Source organism: Pseudomonas sp. LBUM1674, assembly GCF_059695635.1.
Genome location: NZ_CP166779.1, coordinates 1626342 through 1644469, shown reverse-complemented (window position 1 = coordinate 1644469; position 18128 = coordinate 1626342). Strand labels below are relative to the sequence as shown.

Annotated in this window: 11 protein-coding genes, 2 rRNA genes and 2 pseudogenes; 4 read left to right on the top strand and 11 right to left on the bottom strand. The window is 60.2% G+C overall.

The features are described 5' to 3' along the window. Positions 1–51: 51 nt before the first annotated feature. Positions 52–786, top strand: coding sequence for a fumarate/nitrate reduction transcriptional regulator Fnr (fnr, locus tag ACA067_RS07635; protein WP_128869390.1), 735 nt, complete (start codon positions 52–54; stop codon positions 784–786). Positions 787–865: 79 nt separating this feature from the next. Further along, complete coding sequence (locus tag ACA067_RS07630; protein WP_128869389.1) at positions 866–1414, top strand: adenine phosphoribosyltransferase; 549 nt, start codon at positions 866–868, stop codon at positions 1412–1414. A 240-nt stretch (positions 1415–1654) separates the two neighbouring features. Here ACA067_RS07630 and recR read toward each other — a convergent pair whose 3' ends face one another. The 8 genes and pseudogenes from recR to ACA067_RS07590 form a co-directional block, all read right to left on the bottom strand. Beyond that, entirely contained in the window at positions 1655–2257 is a 603-nt protein-coding gene (gene recR, locus ACA067_RS07625) for a recombination mediator RecR (RefSeq protein ID WP_497461243.1), read from the bottom strand. A 74-nt stretch (positions 2258–2331) separates the two neighbouring features. After that, positions 2332–3369, bottom strand: a complete 1038-nt coding sequence (gene curA, locus ACA067_RS07620; protein WP_497461242.1) for an NADPH-dependent curcumin/dihydrocurcumin reductase — start codon at positions 3367–3369, stop codon at positions 2332–2334. Between the two features lie 161 nt (positions 3370–3530). Continuing rightward, positions 3531–4826 (bottom strand): flavin-dependent monooxygenase QhpG, encoded by a 1296-nt coding sequence (gene qhpG / locus ACA067_RS07615; protein WP_497461241.1) that lies wholly within the window; start codon positions 4824–4826, stop codon positions 3531–3533. Then, complete coding sequence (qhpE, locus tag ACA067_RS07610; protein WP_497461240.1) at positions 4823–5500, bottom strand: subtilisin-like serine protease QhpE; 678 nt, start codon at positions 5498–5500, stop codon at positions 4823–4825. The genes qhpG and qhpE overlap by 4 nt, the downstream gene beginning before the upstream one ends. Next, positions 5490–7208 carry an ABC transporter ATP-binding protein gene (locus tag ACA067_RS07605; protein ID WP_497461239.1) on the bottom strand — a complete coding sequence of 573 codons (1719 nt, stop codon included), beginning with the start codon at positions 7206–7208 and terminating at the stop codon, positions 5490–5492. The genes qhpE and ACA067_RS07605 overlap by 11 nt, the downstream gene beginning before the upstream one ends. Beyond that, a complete protein-coding gene (locus ACA067_RS07600; RefSeq protein WP_497461238.1) occupies positions 7208–9112 on the bottom strand; it encodes a sigma-54-dependent Fis family transcriptional regulator in 1905 nt (634 codons plus the stop codon). Before ACA067_RS07600 ends, ACA067_RS07605 begins: the two co-directional genes overlap by 1 nt. A 248-nt stretch (positions 9113–9360) precedes the next feature. Continuing rightward, positions 9361–10386 carry a histone deacetylase family protein gene (locus ACA067_RS07595; RefSeq protein WP_497461237.1) on the bottom strand — a complete coding sequence of 342 codons (1026 nt, stop codon included), beginning with the start codon at positions 10384–10386 and terminating at the stop codon, positions 9361–9363. A gap of 150 nt (positions 10387–10536) precedes the next feature. Then, a pseudogene (locus ACA067_RS07590) lies at positions 10537–11116 on the bottom strand (M20/M25/M40 family metallo-hydrolase); the annotation flags it as partial. On the opposite strand from ACA067_RS07590, the pseudogene ACA067_RS07585 reads away from it, so the two are divergent. Then, positions 11112–11477 (top strand): annotated as a pseudogene (locus tag ACA067_RS07585) (substrate-binding domain-containing protein); the annotation flags it as partial. The pseudogenes ACA067_RS07590 and ACA067_RS07585 sit on opposite strands and share 5 nt — an antisense overlap. Before the next feature lie 12 nt (positions 11478–11489). Here the strand turns inward: ACA067_RS07585 and mrdA are convergent. After that, positions 11490–13382, bottom strand: a complete 1893-nt coding sequence (gene mrdA / locus ACA067_RS07580; RefSeq protein ID WP_497461236.1) for a penicillin-binding protein 2 — start codon at positions 13380–13382, stop codon at positions 11490–11492. A 270-nt stretch (positions 13383–13652) separates the two neighbouring features. On the opposite strand from mrdA, the gene ACA067_RS07575 reads away from it, so the two are divergent. Further along, entirely contained in the window at positions 13653–14576 is a 924-nt protein-coding gene (locus ACA067_RS07575) for a TIGR03571 family LLM class oxidoreductase (RefSeq protein ID WP_497461235.1), read from the top strand. A 228-nt stretch (positions 14577–14804) separates the two neighbouring features. Here the strand turns inward: ACA067_RS07575 and rrf are convergent. Together rrf and ACA067_RS07565 are read right to left on the bottom strand one after the other, a co-directional pair. After that, positions 14805–14920, bottom strand: a 5S ribosomal RNA gene (rrf, locus tag ACA067_RS07570). 158 nt (positions 14921–15078) lie between these two features. Further along, positions 15079–17971 (bottom strand): 23S ribosomal RNA (locus ACA067_RS07565). Positions 17972–18128: the final 157 nt, after the last annotated feature.

The following is an 18128-nucleotide window of genomic DNA, read 5'->3' as shown; positions in this document are numbered from 1 at the left end:
GTGAGTTACCCTTACGGCTTATGTGTGTTTTTTCCCACAAGGATTGAAGAAATGTCCGAGCCAGTAAAACTGCGCGCTCATAGCCAGGCCCATTGCAAGGATTGCAGCCTGGCCCCCCTCTGCCTGCCACTTTCTCTGAATCTGGAAGACATGGATGCGCTGGACGAAATCGTCAAACGTGGCCGCCCGCTGAAAAAGGGCGAGTTCCTGTTCCGTCAGGGCGACACGTTCGATTCCGTTTATGCAGTTCGCGCTGGCGCCTTGAAGACCTTCAGCCTGAGCGATGGCGGCGAAGAGCAGCTCACCGGTTTCCATTTGCCGAGTGAACTGGTCGGTTTGTCGGGCATGGACACCGAAAAACACCCGGTCTCGGCGCAAGCCCTGGAAACCACATCGGTCTGTGAAATTCCTTTCGAGCGCCTCGACGAGCTGGCGCTGCAACTGCCCCAACTGCGCCGACAGTTGATGCGCGTCATGAGCCGCGAGATTCGTGACGATCAGCAAATGATGTTGCTGTTGTCGAAGAAAACGGCCGATGAGCGTATTGCGACGTTCCTGGTCAACCTCTCGGCACGCTTTCGCGCCCGGGGGTTCTCGGCCAACCAGTTTCGCCTGAGCATGTCGCGTAACGAGATCGGCAATTATCTGGGGCTGGCGGTGGAAACCGTGTCCCGGGTGTTCACGCGCTTCCAGCAAAACGAACTGATCGCCGCCGAAGGCAAGGAAATTCATATCCTCGACCCGATCCAGCTCTGCGCCCTGGCCGGCGGCTCGCTCGAGGGCTGACGGCAACCATTGCGGCTGAGCGAAAGGGTTCAGCCGCCGTTATACTGCAACGTTTGCAGCCTGCCAGGATTCTTCGACTATGGCCTTCGACGCCTTCGACATCAAATCCCTGATCCGCCCCGTGATCGACTTCCCCAAGCCGGGCGTGATCTTTCGCGACATCACCCCGTTGTTCCAGTCGCCCAAGGCCCTGCGCCTGGTGATGGACAGCTTCGCTCACCGTTATGTCGAAGCCGATTTCACCCACATCGGTGCGATGGACGCCCGTGGCTTCCTGATCGGCTCGGTGCTGGCCTATCAGTTGAACAAGCCACTGGTGTTGTTCCGCAAGCAAGGCAAGCTACCGGCCGACGTGCTGGCCGAGGGGTATGCGACCGAGTACGGCGAAGCCTTCCTCGAAGTCCACGCCGACAGCCTGTGTGAAGGCGATTCGGTGGTGATGTTCGATGACCTGATTGCCACCGGCGGCACGCTGATTGCCGCGGCGAACCTGATTCGGCGCATGGGTGCGCGGGTTCATGAGGCGGCGGCGATTATTGATCTGCCGGAGCTGGGTGGGGCGCAGCGGCTGGAAGACATGGGGATTCCCACGTTTTGCCTGACGCAGTTTGCGTTGAGCGATAAGTAGCGCGGTGTCTGCAACGACGCCATCGCGAGCAAGCTCGCTCCCACAGGGATTTTCGGTGTACACACGTTCGTGCACGACTGAGATCAACTGTGGGAGCGGGCTTGTTCTGGTCAAGTAATCCCGGACACCGCCTTCGCTGGCAAGCCAGCTCCTACAGGGGACTTTCGGTGTACACACGTTCGTGCACGACTGAGATCAACTGTGGGAGCGAGCTTGCTCGCGATGGCGTCAGTGCAGACGCTACAAAGCGATCGGCTTACGCCCCGCAAACGAATGCGCCAACGTCCCGCCATCGACCAACTCCAGTTCGCCGCCCAACGGCACACCATGAGCGATGCGCGAGGCGATCAAGCCTTTATTGCTCAGCAACTGGGCGATGTAGTGCGCCGTGGCTTCACCTTCCACCGTCGGGTTGGTGGCGAGGATGACCTCAGTGAACGTGCCCGCTTCTTCAATCCGCGCCAGCAGTTGCGGAATGCCGATGGCGTCCGGGCCCAAGCCGTCGAGAGGCGACAGGTGCCCCTTGAGCACGAAGTAGCGCCCACGGAAGCCGGTCTGCTCCACCGCATAGACATCCATCGGCCCTTCCACCACACAGAGCAAGGTGTCGTCGCGACGGGTATCGGCGCATTGCGGGCACAGATCGTCTTCGGTCAGCGTGCGACACAGCCGGCAGTGGCCCACGCCTTCCATGGCCTGGCTCAGCGCCAGGGCCAGGCGCGAGCCACCGCTGCGATCACGCTCGAGCAGCTGCAACGCCATGCGTTGGGCAGTTTTCTGACCGACACCGGGCAAAGTTCGCAGGGCGTCGATCAGTTGGCGAATCAGAGGGCTGAAGCTCATGGGGAAAAGTCCGACAAAACAACGAGACGCGGTTTATACCCGCGCCTCTGTTTAGCGTCAAATGGCAGGGTCAATTACTCGGCCTGCGCGACCAGAACCACCAGTTTGCCGAAGTTGCGTCCTTCCAGCAGGCCGATGAACGCCTCGGGCGCATTCTCCAGGCCGTCGACGACGTCTTCGCGGAATTTCACCTTGCCATCGCGCACCCAGGGCGCCATGGCACTGATGAACTCCGGCTGACGGTCGCCGTAGTCGTCGAACACGATGAAGCCCTGGATTCGCACCCGCTTGGTCAGCACGGTGCGCTGCAGTTGCGGCAATTGATCCGGCCCGGTCGGTACCTCGTGAGCGTTGTACGAAGCGATCAGGCCGCAGAGCGGAATCCGCGCCTTGGGGTTGAGCAGCGGCAGCACCGCATCGAACACCTTGCCGCCGACGTTCTCGTAATAGATGTCGATGCCGTCAGGGCAGGCCTGAGCCAGCTCATCGGCAAAGTGGGCGCTCTTGTGATCGATGCAGGCATCGAAGCCCAGTTCTTCGACCACGTAACGGCACTTTTTCTCACCTCCGGCCACGCCGACCACCCGCAGGCCTTTGATCTTCGCCACTTGGCCGACCACCGATCCCACCGCACCGGACGCCGCCGCGACCACCAGGGTTTCGCCGGCCCTGGGCTGGCCGATGTCCATCAGCCCCATGTAGGCGGTCATGCCCGGCATGCCCAGTACACCCAGCGCCATCGACGGGCTTGGCAGCCCGGACGGCACCGGCATGATGTTGCGACCGTCGCTGAGGCTGTGGCTCTGCCAGCCGGTGGCGCCGACTACCAGGTCACCTTCGTGGAATTTCGGATTCAGCGAGCGCTCGACCCGGCTGACCGCCCCACCGGTCATCACTTCGCCGATTTCCACGGGTGCGGCGTAGGATGGCGCATCACTCATGCGCCCGCGCATGTAAGGGTCTAGCGACAGATAAAGGGTCTTGAGCAGCACCTGACCGTCGGCCAGGTCCGGCAGCGCTTGCCTTTCCAGGCGAAAATTCTCCGGCGTCGGCGCGCCTGTGGGGCGGGATGCCAGGACGATACGTTGGTTGAGGGTCAATGCTTCGGGCATGTGAGCGTCTCCTTGTACGAGAATTCGATGGTATAGGGAGCAGACCGTTGTGGCGGTGGCGGGTTCGATGTTTCTGCCGTACGCGGAGTGTTCATCGTTGATCGTTTATCGTGGATATGCAATCCGGGACGTGGCTTGCCAATGCGCGTGCAAAGGATCGGTCAGGGTTTGAATCCCTGGGCCAGCAACCAGCTGCGAACCATCCGCCCCTGCTCCACCGACAACCCCGCCAACGCCTGTGTCGCCGGTTCTGTACGCAACCGCCGCACCAACGGCGCCAACTCGATCCCTTGCACATGCCAGATGCCCAATGGCTGATCTGCCGTGATCACCACCTCGGCCTCATCGACAAAGCCATCCCTGAGCACCGGCGCGCGCTCGATTCTCAGCGCGTTGAAATCCGCCTCGGCATGAGCGACCACGGTATCCGGCCATTGTCGCCGCGCCTGCCAGAACGGTTGCCCGGACCAACGCTGCTCATCGGCATAAAAATCGCGCCCGATCCGCGCAAATCGCAAAAACAACTGCTCCACCCGCTGCTGATGAAACCGTTGGGCCAGCGCTGCTCGTTCAGGCTTTCGCAACAGCGTGTTGATCACCGTCGGGGCCTGTAACGCCGAAGACAGGGACTGGAAAATCCCGTTGCCCGACAGCGGGTCCACCGCCATTGCCGCATCGCCGACCCGGATCCAGTGAGCGCCACAGACCTGTGGACACAAAATGGCCGTGCTGCTGCGGGCATGCAGCTGTAGATCATTCTCAGGCCCCGCCGCAAAAAACGCCCGGGCCAACGCCGAACCCTGGCGCCGCTGACGACAGTAATCGAGCAATTGCGCCTTGCCTGGCAACCCGGCGCTGGCGACGTCGACCGTCCATTGCCAGTAACACTGACCGCCGGCCCGCCGCGCCATCCAGGCCCAGCCATCCTCCAGGCTTTCCACGGCGCTGGCGGTGGTGCCCGGCGTACTTTGCCAGCGATTGAGCAGGCTGACCGTCTCCGGCCCGCGCAGGCCTTTGCCCAGCGCTGGCGCCTGACGGCCTCGGGCCTCCACCAGAAAATCCGCCAGCAGTGGCGGACGCCCTTCGAGCTCGATCCGATGCCCCGCCGCCGACGGGTGAACCGTCAACACCCGCGCTTCGATGAGTTCGACACCCGCCAGGCGCAGGTCCTCGCGCAGGCCCCGATCGAAGCTCGGACGATCCACTAGATATTCGATATTTTGCGCATGCTGCTGGCCGTTCCACGACACCTGACGCTGGGAAGGCAACGCCGCATCCGCCAGCGCCTGATTCAGCCCCGCGCCACGCAACGCCTCGAGCACCCGCACGGAAACGCCTTCCAGCGCGGCAAAGCGGCGCCACTCACTGACCAGGGTCACCGCATAACCAAGCCGCCGCAGCCCCAACGCGACGGCCGCACCCGCCGGGCCGGCGCCGAGAATGACAACCGCCGTCATGCGCCGGAACGCCGTTCAGGGCCACGATAACGGGCATGCTCGCGCAACCATTCGATGACTTGTTGGTTGCTCGCCTCGGGATGCGCCACCAAAAAACCGGCAATGTGCCCGCTCAAGGCCGCACACCCCAGGCTGGCGCCGGACTGACCCGGATACGTCCCATGCACACAGGCGGCAAAATCCGCCTGGGCGCTGTTGAGCCACGACCATTCCTGTTCGGCGCACCGCGCATCACCGGTGACCCGCAGCACCTGTGGATAATTCGCCGGGAACACACCTTCGCCCTGGGCCGGACTGGACGCACACAGCAGAATGCCCCGAGCCACCGCCGCGGCGCAGGCTTCGCGCAACAGGCTGCGATCCTGCCGCAGACCCAGGCTCAGATTGATCAGGCGCACGTCCTGGGCCACCAGCCAGTCGATGGCCGTGGCGATCTGCAAGGCGCTGGTGACACCCCGCTGGTCGAACACCTGGCCCACGCAAAATACCGCCGCCGGCGCCCGCCGACCGATGGCCTCGATCACTGCGCTGCCGTGGCCGAGCGGATCTTCACGCAAATCACTTTCTGCCAGCCCATCGGCCAGCAACGAGAATCGTCGCCCCGCGACTACCTGCACCCGCTGCGCCGCCGAGTGACCACTGTCCACCACGCCAATGCGCAACTCAGGCTTCATGCAGCACCGTTTTCGACGTCAGCACGCCGTCGAGCAATTCAAAACGCAGATCGGCATCGGCCAGGGTCGAGGGGCGATGGCTGATCAGGATGCGCGTACGTCCGGCAAACAGGCGGTCGATGGCCTCGATCACTTCGCGCTCGGTGGCTTCATCCACTGCCGAGGTGGCCTCGTCCAGCACCAGGATCAGCGGGTCCTGCAACAGCGCACGGGCAATGGCGATGCGTTGTTTCTGCCCGCCGGACAATTGTTGGCCGCGCTCGCCCAATGGACTGTCGAGGCCTTCGGGCAATGACGCGATCAGGCTGTCGAGTTGCGCCAGCCGCGCCACTTCGGCGATCGCTTCGCGACTGGCATCCGGTACGGCGTAGGCCAGGTTGTCAGCGAGGCTGCCACGGAACAGCACGATGTCCTGGCTGACCACGGCAATTCGCCGACGCAGCTGGAACAGGTCCAACTCCCGCACATCGACTTCCCCCAGCAACACCCGGCCGGACTGCGGATCGTGATGCCGTTGCAGCAGGTCGATCAACGTCGATTTACCGACCCCGGAGCCACCGCTCAGGGCGACTTTCAAGCCATAGGGGATACGCGCTTCGATGCCGCGCAACGTTGTCGGGCGGCCGGGATGGCTGAAGTGCACGTTGTCGAAACGCAGTTCGCCAGAAGTCGGCATCGGCTGCGGCGCAGCCGGCGTGAGCACGGTCGGTTCTTCGCCGCGCAACTCCATGACCCGCCCGAGGCTGACGGTCATCCGTTGAATCGCGACATACAGGCCCAGCAGACTCTGAACCGGCCCCACAGCCATCCCCAGATAGGTGGAAAACGCGATCAGCGCACCCAGTTGCCAGGTCCCCTGCACCACCCAGTAACCGCCGATCAAAAACGCACAGGCCCGGGACAACGAAGTCAGGGTGCCCGGCACTGCCTGAGTGAAAAACTCGGTGACTTGCAATCGCAGCAACTGGCTCATATAGCCCTGACCCAGCGTCTCCAGCCGGCGCGCTTCACGCTGCTGCTGACCGGCGGACTGGATGAATTTCATCACCGGCAAGGTCTCGACCATGAATGACGACATGTCCGCCGAACGCTCGCGCAACTGCCGCACATCGCGCTCGACCTTGCGCCGCATCCAGCGCAGCCAGAGCACGTCGAGGGGAATCAGGACCAAGGCCAGCAGCGAGAGTTGCCACGACAGGGTCACCAGCATCGCCACGGCGACCACCAGACCGATCACGCTCGATACCGCGGAGAACATCGAATCCACGGCAAAGCGTTGAATCTCCGCCACGTCGCCATCGAGGCGCGACATCAAGTCACCGATGCGCCGCTGACCGTAGAAACCCGGCGAGAGTTTTTGCAAATGTCGGTACAGATCATCGCGCAGGGCAAACAAAATTCGCCCGGACAGCCGCGTGTGCAGGTAACGATTGACCCCGGACAGCAGCGTGCCGAGCAACCCGGCCACGATCATCAGCCCGGCGATCAGCACCAGCATGGAAAAGTTGCGCGCCAGCAGGCCGTCGTCGATCAGCAACTTGGTCAGCCACGGCTGCACCAGCACCAGCGCCGAAGCACAGGCCGACAGGCCGAGCAGCCCGGCAATCGCCAGGCGATGGGGCCGAACAAAGCTGTAGAGCCAGCGCAACGCCGCTTGCAAGGCCTCGGGGTTCTGGCTGTGGATCAGCCGAACGAGCAAGCGCTGCATCACGAGCGCAACTGTTTGAGCTTGCGATACAGGGTCGCGCGGCTGATGCCCAGGGCGTCGGCGGCGGCCGAGACGTTGCCCTGGTGAGTGTCCAGGGATTGGCGTATCAGCTCCAGTTCGTTTTCGCGAATGCTCCCCGACTGAGGGCGCTCAGTGGCGGTCAGCTCGTCGAGCATGCTGTCGGGCAAGTGATCGAGGGTGAGCACCGTGTCGCCCGGTTCACGCATGGCCAGCGCGGTGCGCAGGACCATCTCCAGTTGGCGGATGTTACCCGGCCAGTGATAGCCGCCAAGCAAGCGGCTCAGGTCGTCATGCAGGACCATCGTCGGCGCGTCGAGCCTGGCCAGCAAGCGAGCGACCAGGGCGCTGAAGTCGTCGCGCTCGCGCAGGGCCGGGAGCATCACGCTGATGCCGTTGACCCGGTAGAACAGGTCTTCACGGAAATGCTTTTCTTCCACCAGACGCTTGAGGTCGCGGTGGGTGGCGCAGATCAGTGCAACGTCGATGTCTTGCTCTTCGCCGGCACCCAGTGGGGCGACTTTGCGATCCTGTAGCACGCGCAACAGACGTGCTTGCAGGGCCAGGGGCATGTCGCCGATTTCGTCGAGGAACAAGGTGCCGCCGTGAGCCTGTTGCAGACGCCCGATCATGCCGCCACGACGGGAGCCGGTGAACGCGCCTTCGCGATAGCCGAACAGTTCCGACTCGATCAGGCCTTCGGGGATCGCCGCGCAGTTCACCGCGACGAAGGGTTTGTCGCAGCGGGTGCCGGCCATGTGCAAAGCACGGGCAATGACTTCCTTGCCGGTGCCGGTTTCGCCCAGCAGCAACACCGGCAGTTCATTGGCCAGGCCTTGGCGGGCCATGCGCAAGGCCCGGGCATAACGGACGTTGCTGCCGGCCAGGGATTCGAGGTCCGGTTGGGGTTTGGCGGTTTTGGTGGTGGTGCGCGGTAGCGTGCTGACGTTGATCGACCGCTGCGGCGCACGCAGAGTCTTGTAGAAGAACTCGCCCTTGGCGGTCTGCAGACTGCCGACACCGCCCTGATGCAGGCGTGATAGCAGTTGCAGGCCATCGACGCCAAGAAACTCTTCGCAGCGTCGACCGACCAGCGCCGAACGCTCGGCATGCAGCAACTGGCAGGCCTGGGCGCTGACCGCGAGGATTTGCCCGCCGAGGCTCACCGCCAGCAGGCCTTGCCAAGGGGATTCGAGGTATTGCCGACGGCTGTGGAACGCCAGGACGATTTCGTCCGGATAGCTTGAGTTGAAGATGCGGCTTTCGATCTGGCTCACGGCCATGGCCAGCAGCGCGGTGCTGTCATGGACCCGGCCCAGCGGGCCTTCGCGGGTCAGGTCGAGCACGCCGAGGATGTCGCCCTGGGGGCAATGGATCGGCACCGAGGTGCAGGAAAAGTCGCTCAGGCGATCGAGGTAATGTTCGCCGCAATCGATCAGCGTAGGCCGGGCTTCCACCAGTGCGGTGCCCAGGGCATTGGTGCCACGAACGGCTTCGCTCCAGCAGGCACCTAGGGTGATGTCTTGCAGGCCGCTGCCCTTGAGGCGATCGGCGCGCCCTTCGACGGCCAGGATGGTGGCGTCGGAATTGGCAAGGATGATCAGCCCTTCCTTGCCCTGGCGCTCGGCCAGGTAATCGATCGCCGGCAATGCGGCGTCGATCAGCAGGCGGTTGCTCGCCAACAGCACGTCGAGACTCGCGCTCGATTCCAGCGCCAGTTCGTGCTTGGCATTGAAATGCACGCCATGGCTGAGGCTGCGTCGCCACGAGGCATCGATTTCCGCCCGCAATACACCATCCGGGACTTCGCCCTCGAGATGGAGTTTTTCCCGGGCCAGCCGGGCTTCGCGGTGCGGCTTGGGTGTAGTTGTTTTTATCAGCGTCATCAAGCGCTCCGGAGCGGTCCGCTTTGCGCTTATTCAAGTTCAGCGCCCTGGCGCAATCTTTACGTTAACGTCAGGGCGATGGCAAGTGCCTTACGGCGCTTGTATTTCATCCGGGGGACCGCGTTATCGTTCATCGCGAGCAAGCTCGCTCCCACACTTGACCGAGTTGAACCACAAATTTGCATTTAACACCGACTACTGTGGGAGCGAGCTTGCTCGCGATAGCTATTTCCCGGACAACCATAAACTCAGAGCTGCCACACCTCGGCGTTCACAAAAAACGCCCGCGCATTGTCTTCAAGACTTTCGAGGTGATACCCGCCCTCCTGCACAATCAAACACGGCAACCCAAGACTGCGAATCCTCTCCCCCAGCCGCGCAAATCCTTCCCGGGTCACCGCCACCTTGCTCTGCGGATCCAGCTCGAAAATATCGAATCCCAGGGACAGCACCAGCACCTCGGCGCCGAAGTCCTTCACCGCCATCAACGCCACCTCCAGTTGCTCCAGGAAGTGCGCCTCACTCGCGCCATGGGCCATCGGCAGGTTCAGGTTGCACCCCTCGCCCTTGCCACTACCACGCTCATCGGCAAAGCCGGCCACCCCTGGATAGAAGTTGGTCGGATCGCCATGCACCGAGACATACAGCACATCATCGCGATCGTAGAAGATCTCCTGGATCCCCTGCCCGTGGTGCATGTCGGTGTCGAGCACCGCAACGCGTGCAAAACCGCCGCGCAACACCTGCGCCGCTACCGCCGCGTTATTCACATAACAAAACCCGCCCGCCGCTTCGGCCCGGGCATGATGACCCGGCGGCCGGCACAAGGCGTAAGCGGCAGGTTCGCCGTCGAGCAATGCCTGGGCGCCGGCGACAGCGCTCTGCGCCGACCAATAGGCCGAGCGCCAGGTCTGCTCACCCACCGGGCAACTGCCGTCGGCCAGATAACGGGCGGCCTGAGCGAGTATCCCGCGCAAGGCGTTGGGCTCGCGCACGAAGATGTTCGACATCACCTCATCGCCCCAATCCTCGGGAATCTCCTTCCAGCGCTGATGCGCTTCCTGCAGGAAGGCCAGGTACGGCGCGCCGTGGACCGCCAGCAGCGGATCGAGTCCGGCATCGGCCGGTTGCTCGACCGTAAAACCCAGGGAGTGCGAGGCCAGCACCAAGCGTTGAGCGCGCTCGGGCACTTCCTGCGGCGTACGCATCTGCCCGCGGGAGTAGTAGCTGCGTGGATGGTGAAGCAATTGTTCGGGATGGAAAAAACTGCGCATGGGATTAATACCTGTCAGTTAACGTAGATCTTGAAACCTTGTGTGCCCTCCTGTGGGAGCGAGCTTGCTCGCGATGAGGTCAGCACTTCAACATTGATGGCGGCTGATCCACCGCTATCGCGAGCAAGCTCGCTCCCACAGGGATTGCGTTTATTGAGCTTTGCCGGCGCGGGACAGCACGGCGTTGAGCAACACATCGGTGCCCTGGCGCACGTCTTCCGGCAGCACATCCTCCGCCTCGTTGTGGCTCAACCCACCGACACAGGGGATAAACACCATGGCCGTCGGGCAGAACCGCGCCAGGTGAATCGCGTCATGCCCAGCGCCGCTGACAATCGATTGCTGAGCGTAGCCCAGCGCATCCACCGCCTGCTGCACCGCCGCCACGCAATCGGCATCGAAAGGCGTCGCCGGACTGATCCAGTGCGGCGTGATCGTCAGCTTCAAGCCGCGACTGTCGGCAATCGCCTGCAGTCGTGCACGCACCTGCTGCTCCATCGCCTCGATGGCTTCATCGCGGTGATGACGCAGGTCGATGGTGAAATTCACCAGCCCCGGAATGGTGTTGCGCGACGACTTGTTGATGCTCAACTCGCCGACGGTGGTCAGCCCCTCGGGGGCGAAATCACCGGCCAACCCTTCGATCGCCTGGATCATCCGCGCCACGCCGTACAAGGCGTCCTTGCGCAGCGGCATCGGCGTGGGCGGCCATGCCTTCGACCCGCACGTTGGAACAGCTCGCGGCGGAGAATTTCGTGAGCTTCACCAGCGACCAGCTCGGCGGTAATCTTTCGCCGTTGACGCTGTTTCGCGACCAGCAAGGGTTCACCGGCAAGATCGTGGCTTCATCGACGAGTTTCAAAGAGATTTATCGCTTGATCTGCGCAGGCTTCGGTATTGGCTGTCTGCCGACACACTTGGTGCGACGGGATGTCGAGCAAGGTTTGCTCTGGCGTTTGCCGCCGGAAGATGGGGTGGTCGATTTCGATATCCAGCTGTTGTGGAATCGCGAGCAGAAGATGAGTCAGGCCGAAACCGTGTTCCTCGACAGCTTCCAGCACAGGCTCAGTATTCGTGAGCCTGTGCTGTGAAGCCTCGATCATTCAGACGTGAGGGTCGCCCGGCTTTTTGCTCGGCGTGGCGTATTGCGGTTTCAGGTGGCCGTCATGATCGAGCAGCCAGGCGTCCATGATCTGCCGCACCACGGGACCGGCGACACGACCACCGGCCTCGCCGTTTTCGATCATGACCGAGATGACGATCTTCGGATGCTCGGCCGGCGCGAAGCCGACGAACAAGGCGTTATCGCGGTTACGCTCCAGGGTTTTCGCGCGGTTGTAGCGCTCGCCCTGCTTGATCGCCACCACCTGCGCGGTTCCACTCTTGCCGGCGATCCGGTATTGAGCCCCCGCCGCTGCCGCCCGGGCAATCCCGCGCGCGTCGTGCATCACCATCTGCATGCCGTGGTTGACCTGCTCCCAGTCACGGGGGTCCTTGAGCAGGATGTTCGGCATCGGATGCTCATCCACCGGCGCGATGCCATCCACCGTCATGGCCAGGTGCGGTCGATTCCAGACCCCCTTGTTGGCGATCAACGCAGTGGCCTGGGCCAGTTGCAGTGGCGTGACCTGCATGTAGCCCTGGCCGATGCCGAGGATCACCGTCTCGCCAGGGAACCACGGCTGGCGGCGCGTGGCGCGCTTCCAGGCCTGGGACGGCATCAGCCCGGCAGACTCTTCGAACATGTCCAGCGAGACCTTCTCGCCGAGGCCGAACATGGCCATGTAGTCGTGCAGGCGGTCGATGCCCAGCTTGTGGGCCAGGTCGTAGAAGTAGGTGTCGTTGGAGCGCATGATCGCCGCGTCCATGTCCACCCAGCCATCGCCACTGTGGTTCCAGTTGCGGTATTTGTGATCGAAGTCCGGCAACTGGTAATAACCCGGATCGTAGACGCGGGTCTGCGGGGTGACCACGCCGGCGTCGAGGCCGGCAATTGCCACTTCCGGCTTGATGGTCGAGCCGGGGGCATAGAGGCCGCGCAGCACGCGGTTGAACAGCGGCCGGTCGATGGAATCGTGCAGCGCCGCGTATTCCTTGAAGCTGATGCCCGTCACGAACAGGTTCGGGTCGAAGCTTGGCTTGCTGACCATGGCCAACACTTCGCCGGTCGACGGGTCGAGCGCGACCACTGAACCGCGACGATCACCCAACGCCTCCTCGGCGGCTTCCTGCAGTTTTACATCCAGGCTCAGGACGATATTTTTGCCGGGGATCGGATCGGTGTGCTTGAGCACGCGCAGCACCCGGCCCTGGGCGTTGGTTTCGACTTCTTCGTAACCGACGTGGCCGTGCAATTGCGACTCGTAGAATTTCTCGATGCCGGTCTTGCCGATGGATTGGGTGCCACGGTATTCCACCGTGTCCAGGGCCTTGGACTCTTTCTCGTTGATACGGCCGACGTAGCCGATCGAATGCGCGAAGTGCGCGCCCATCGGGTAGTGACGAACGAACTGCGGCTCGACGTCGATCCCTGGCAGACGGAACTCGTTCACGGCCAGTACCGCGATCTGTTCTTCGCTGAGTTCGTAGAACAGCGTGACGGGGACGAACGGATGGCGTGCCTGCTTCATGGCCTTGTCGAACAGCGTGCGGTCTTCGGCCGGCAAATGCAGGAGGGTGACCACCTGGTCCAGCTCTTCCTTGATATCGGAGGCGCGTTCGCGAGTGATGGTCAGGTTGAAGCTGGGGCGGTTGTCTGCCAGAACCACGCCGTTGCGGTCATAGATCAGCCCTCTGGTGGGGGTGATCGGCAGTACGTGTACGCGGTTGTTTTCGGAGATCGTCGAGTTGTAGTCGAATTCGAGTACCTGCAGGACGTATAGGCGCACGACCAAGGCGCAGCTAATGGCGGCGACGAACAAGGCGCAGGCCATCAGTCGTTTGTTGACCAGGCGCGTCTCTTGTTCGTGGTCCTTGATCGGTATCGGTTCGGGCATTTCTGCAGCAGCTCTTTGACTGTAAAGGGAGCCCATCCTCAGGCTTGAAATCAGTCCGTTAAAAAACGAGCTGCACCATACCAAAAACCGCGCGGTCACTTTAGTGCGATTTGCTCCAAGGGAGGTCCTTGAGGGGCAAAACGATGATCAGTTTCTGGCTCACTCGTGCCTTTCACTCAAGATTGATATTCCGATTCATGCATTTTTCTTGCTGTAGCGGCTGTAGATACTGGGTGCATGTCATTCCCTTTGTGCTATCTGGAGTCTTTCATGCACCCACGTTTTAAACGATTACTCGGCTCGAATGGATTTTCCATCGGACTGGAGTTGCCGCTGGATAATGATTGGTCCAGCGATGGGCAGCGACTGCGGATCGCCGAGGACAGGCCGTTTGGCGTTCCCGATCTGAAGCAGCACGCTGCGATGGCACGCCTGGCTGACCAGTCGGGTTTCCGCGCCCTGTGGGTGCGTGACGTGCCGATTTACGACCCCAACTTCGGCGATGCCGCACAGGTGTTCGAAACCTTTTCCTACCTGGGCTACCTGGCGGGGATCACCGATAACATCATGCTGGGCACGGCGGCGGTTGTGCTGCCACTGCGTCAGCCCTGGCTCACGCTCAAGTCCGCCAACAGCGTCGATGAATTGAGTGACGGGCGTTTGCTGCTGGGTGTGGCCAGTGGTGACCGGCCGATGGAATATCCGTTGTTTGGGGTGGACTATGATCAGCGGGGAGAGATCTTTCGCGAGACGGTTGAGTTGTTGCGCAGCCAAGGTGAAGGGCGATTACCTGAAGGTGCCCGATTGCTTCCCGAACGGGATCAGCCGGTGCCGTTGCTGGTAGCCGGTCTTGGTCAACAATCCCCGGCATGGATTGGCCAACACATGGACGGTTGGCTTGCCTACCCCGGTACCCCGGATGAACATCGGCGTCGAGCGGGGCTTTGGCGGGAAGTCGGCGCTGATAAACCCTATATCAGCTTCGTGCACCTGGACCTGGCGGCCAATCCCCATGCGCCGATGCGCCGTGTGCGTTTCGGTGGCAGCTGTGGGCGGCTGGCCCTGATTGATGAGCTTCAGGCTTTGCGTGAGGCGGGGGTGCAGCATGTTGGCTTGCATGTGCGTCGCAGCGAACGACCGGTGGCCGAGGTTATCGAGGAGATCGCTGAATACGTGCTGCCGAAGTTTCACTGATGCTGTCGGGACCAGGGGTAGCCGTTGGGTTATCCCTTTTTTCGTGTGTAGGAGCGAGCTTGCTCGCGAAGAACTAAAGGACAGCGCGGGGTGTCAGGAGGCCAGCGTCATCGTTGGCGACCATCGTCGGAACGCCGCCCGGAGCAAGCTCGCTCCTACAGTGCGAATTTTCGGCGGACAAAAACAAAACCCCTACCTGCATACGCAGATAGGGGTTTCGGAATTTAATCTTGACGATGACCTACTCTCACATGGGGAAACCCCACACTACCATCGGCGATGCATCGTTTCACTGCTGAGTTCGGGATGGGATCAGGTGGTTCCAATGCTCTATGGTCGTCAAGAAATTCGGTAGCCAGGTCGTTCACCTTTCGGTTTACGCTCCAGCGAATGGGTATGTGATAGTCAGGTGTTTTGTGAGTCTCTCGAACTTTCGGTTCGTTTCGTCTTCACACACCGCAATCTGATGCTCTTTCGAGTAGTCAAATTGCTTGGGTGTTATATGGTCAAGCCTCACGGGCAATTAGTATTGGTTAGCTCAACGCCTCACAGCGCTTACACACCCAACCTATCAACGTCGTAGTCTTCGACGGCCCTTCAGGGGACTCAAGGTCCCAGTGAGATCTCATCTTGAGGCTAGTTTCCCGCTTAGATGCTTTCAGCGGTTATCTATTCCGAACATAGCTACCCGGCAATGCCACTGGCGTGACAACCGGAACACCAGAGGTTCGTCCACTCCGGTCCTCTCGTACTAGGAGCAGCCCCTCTCAAATCTCAAACGTCCACGGCAGATAGGGACCGAACTGTCTCACGACGTTCTAAACCCAGCTCGCGTACCACTTTAAATGGCGAACAGCCATACCCTTGGGACCGGCTTCAGCCCCAGGATGTGATGAGCCGACATCGAGGTGCCAAACACCGCCGTCGATATGAACTCTTGGGCGGTATCAGCCTGTTATCCCCGGAGTACCTTTTATCCGTTGAGCGATGGCCCTTCCATACAGAACCACCGGATCACTAAGACCTACTTTCGTACCTGCTCGACGTGTCTGTCTCGCAGTCAAGCGCGCTTTTGCCTTTATACTCTACGACCGATTTCCGACCGGTCTGAGCGCACCTTCGTACTCCTCCGTTACTCTTTAGGAGGAGACCGCCCCAGTCAAACTACCCACCATACACTGTCCTCGATCCGGATAACGGACCTGAGTTAGAACCTCAAAGTTGCCAGGGTGGTATTTCAAGGTTGGCTCCACGCGAACTGGCGTCCACGCTTCAAAGCCTCCCACCTATCCTACACAAGCAAATTCAAAGTCCAGTGCAAAGCTATAGTAAAGGTTCACGGGGTCTTTCCGTCTAGCCGCGGATACACTGCATCTTCACAGCGATTTCAATTTCACTGAGTCTCGGGTGGAGACAGCGCCGCCATCGTTACGCCATTCGTGCAGGTCGGAACTTACCCGACAAGGAATTTCGCTACCTTAGGACCGTTATAGTTACGGCCGCCGTTTACCGGGGCTTCGATCAAGAGCTTCGCGTTAGCTAACCCCATCAATTAACCTTCCGGCACCGGGCAGGCGTCACACCCTATACGTCCACTTTCGTGTTTGCAGAGTGCTGTGTTTTTAATAAACAGTCGCAGCGGCCTGGTATCTTCGACCGGCATGGGCTTACGCAGTAAATGCTTCACCCTCACCGGCGCACCTTCTCCCGAAGTTACGGTGCCATTTTGCCTAGTTCCTTCACCCGAGTTCTCTCAAGCGCCTTGGTATTCTCTACCCAACCACCTGTGTCGGTTTGGGGTACGGTTCCTGGTTACCTGAAGCTTAGAAGCTTTTCTTGGAAGCATGGCATCAACCACTTCGTGTTCCAAAAGGAACACTCGTCATCAGCTCTCGGCCTTAAGATCCCGGATTTACCTAAGATCTCAGCCTACCACCTTAAACTTGGACAACCAACGCCAAGCTGGCCTAGCCTTCTCCGTCCCTCCATCGCAATAACCAGAAGTACAGGAATATTAACCTGTTTTCCATCGACTACGCTTTTCAGCCTCGCCTTAGGGACCGACTAACCCTGCGTCGATTAACGTTGCGCAGGAAACCTTGGTCTTTCGGCGTGGGTGTTTTTCACACCCATTGTCGTTACTCATGTCAGCATTCGCACTTCTGATACCTCCAGCAAGCTTCTCAACTCACCTTCACAGGCTTACAGAACGCTCCTCTACCGCATCACCTAAGTGATACCCGTAGCTTCGGTGTATGGTTTGAGCCCCGTTACATCTTCCGCGCAGGCCGACTCGACTAGTGAGCTATTACGCTTTCTTTAAAGGGTGGCTGCTTCTAAGCCAACCTCCTAGCTGTCTAAGCCTTCCCACATCGTTTCCCACTTAACCATAACTTTGGGACCTTAGCTGACGGTCTGGGTTGTTTCCCTTTTCACGACGGACGTTAGCACCCGCCGTGTGTCTCCCATGCTCGGCACTTGTAGGTATTCGGAGTTTGCATCGGTTTGGTAAGTCGGGATGACCCCCTAGCCGAAACAGTGCTCTACCCCCTACAGTGATACATGAGGCGCTACCTAAATAGCTTTCGAGGAGAACCAGCTATCTCCGAGCTTGATTAGCCTTTCACTCCGATCCACAGGTCATCCGCTAACTTTTCAACGGTAGTCGGTTCGGTCCTCCAGTTAGTGTTACCCAACCTTCAACCTGCCCATGGATAGATCGCCCGGTTTCGGGTCTATTCCCAGCGACTAGACGCCCTATTAAGACTCGCTTTCGCTACGCCTCCCCTATTCGGTTAAGCTCGCCACTGAAAATAAGTCGCTGACCCATTATACAAAAGGTACGCAGTCACCCAACAAAGTGGGCTCCCACTGCTTGTACGCATACGGTTTCAGGATCTATTTCACTCCCCTCTCCGGGGTTCTTTTCGCCTTTCCCTCACGGTACTAGTTCACTATCGGTCAGTCAGTAGTATTTAGCCTTGGAGGATGGTCCCCCCATATTCAGACAAAGTTTCTCGTGCTCCGTCCTACTCGATTTCATGACTAAGAGATTTTCGCGTACAGGGCTATCACCCACTATGGCCGCACTTTCCAGAGCGTTCCGCTAATCTCAAAGCCACTTAAGGGCTAGTCCCCGTTCGCTCGCCACTACTAAGGGAATCTCGGTTGATTTCTTTTCCTCAGGGTACTTAGATGTTTCAGTTCCCCTGGTTCGCTTCTTAAGCCTATGTATTCAGCTTAAGATACCTAACTTATGTTAGGTGGGTTCCCCCATTCAGACATCTCCGGATCAAAGTCTGTTTGCCGACTCCCCGAAGCTTTTCGCAGGCTACCACGTCTTTCATCGCCTCTGACTGCCAAGGCATCCACCGTATGCGCTTCTTCACTTGACCATATAACCCCAAGCAATCTGGTTATACTGTGAAGACGACATTCGCCGAAAATTCGATGCTTGCTCATAAAGAGCAACTCACAAATTTTACCTTAGCCTGATCCAACACCAGTGAAAGTGTTGTCCAGTCTATCTTTCTATCACATACCCAAATTTTT

Bases quoted from the DNA above. Each gene is read 5' to 3' on its own strand.
- fnr (WP_128869390.1), top strand. From the start codon at position 52: ATGTCCGAGCCAGTAAAACTGCGCGCTCATAGCCAGGCCCATTGCAAG.
- ACA067_RS07630 (WP_128869389.1), top strand. From the start codon at position 866: ATGGCCTTCGACGCCTTCGACATCAAATCCCTGATCCGCCCCGTGATC.
- recR (WP_497461243.1), bottom strand. From the start codon at position 2,257: ATGAGCTTCAGCCCTCTGATTCGCCAACTGATCGACGCCCTGCGAACT.
- curA (WP_497461242.1), bottom strand. From the start codon at position 3,369: ATGCCCGAAGCATTGACCCTCAACCAACGTATCGTCCTGGCATCCCGC.
- qhpG (WP_497461241.1), bottom strand. From the start codon at position 4,826: ATGACGGCGGTTGTCATTCTCGGCGCCGGCCCGGCGGGTGCGGCCGTC.
- qhpE (WP_497461240.1), bottom strand. From the start codon at position 5,500: ATGAAGCCTGAGTTGCGCATTGGCGTGGTGGACAGTGGTCACTCGGCG.
- ACA067_RS07605 (WP_497461239.1), bottom strand. From the start codon at position 7,208: ATGCAGCGCTTGCTCGTTCGGCTGATCCACAGCCAGAACCCCGAGGCC.
- ACA067_RS07600 (WP_497461238.1), bottom strand. From the start codon at position 9,112: ATGACGCTGATAAAAACAACTACACCCAAGCCGCACCGCGAAGCCCGG.
- ACA067_RS07595 (WP_497461237.1), bottom strand. From the start codon at position 10,386: ATGCGCAGTTTTTTCCATCCCGAACAATTGCTTCACCATCCACGCAGC.
- mrdA (WP_497461236.1), bottom strand. From the start codon at position 13,382: ATGCCCGAACCGATACCGATCAAGGACCACGAACAAGAGACGCGCCTG.
- ACA067_RS07575 (WP_497461235.1), top strand. From the start codon at position 13,653: ATGCACCCACGTTTTAAACGATTACTCGGCTCGAATGGATTTTCCATC.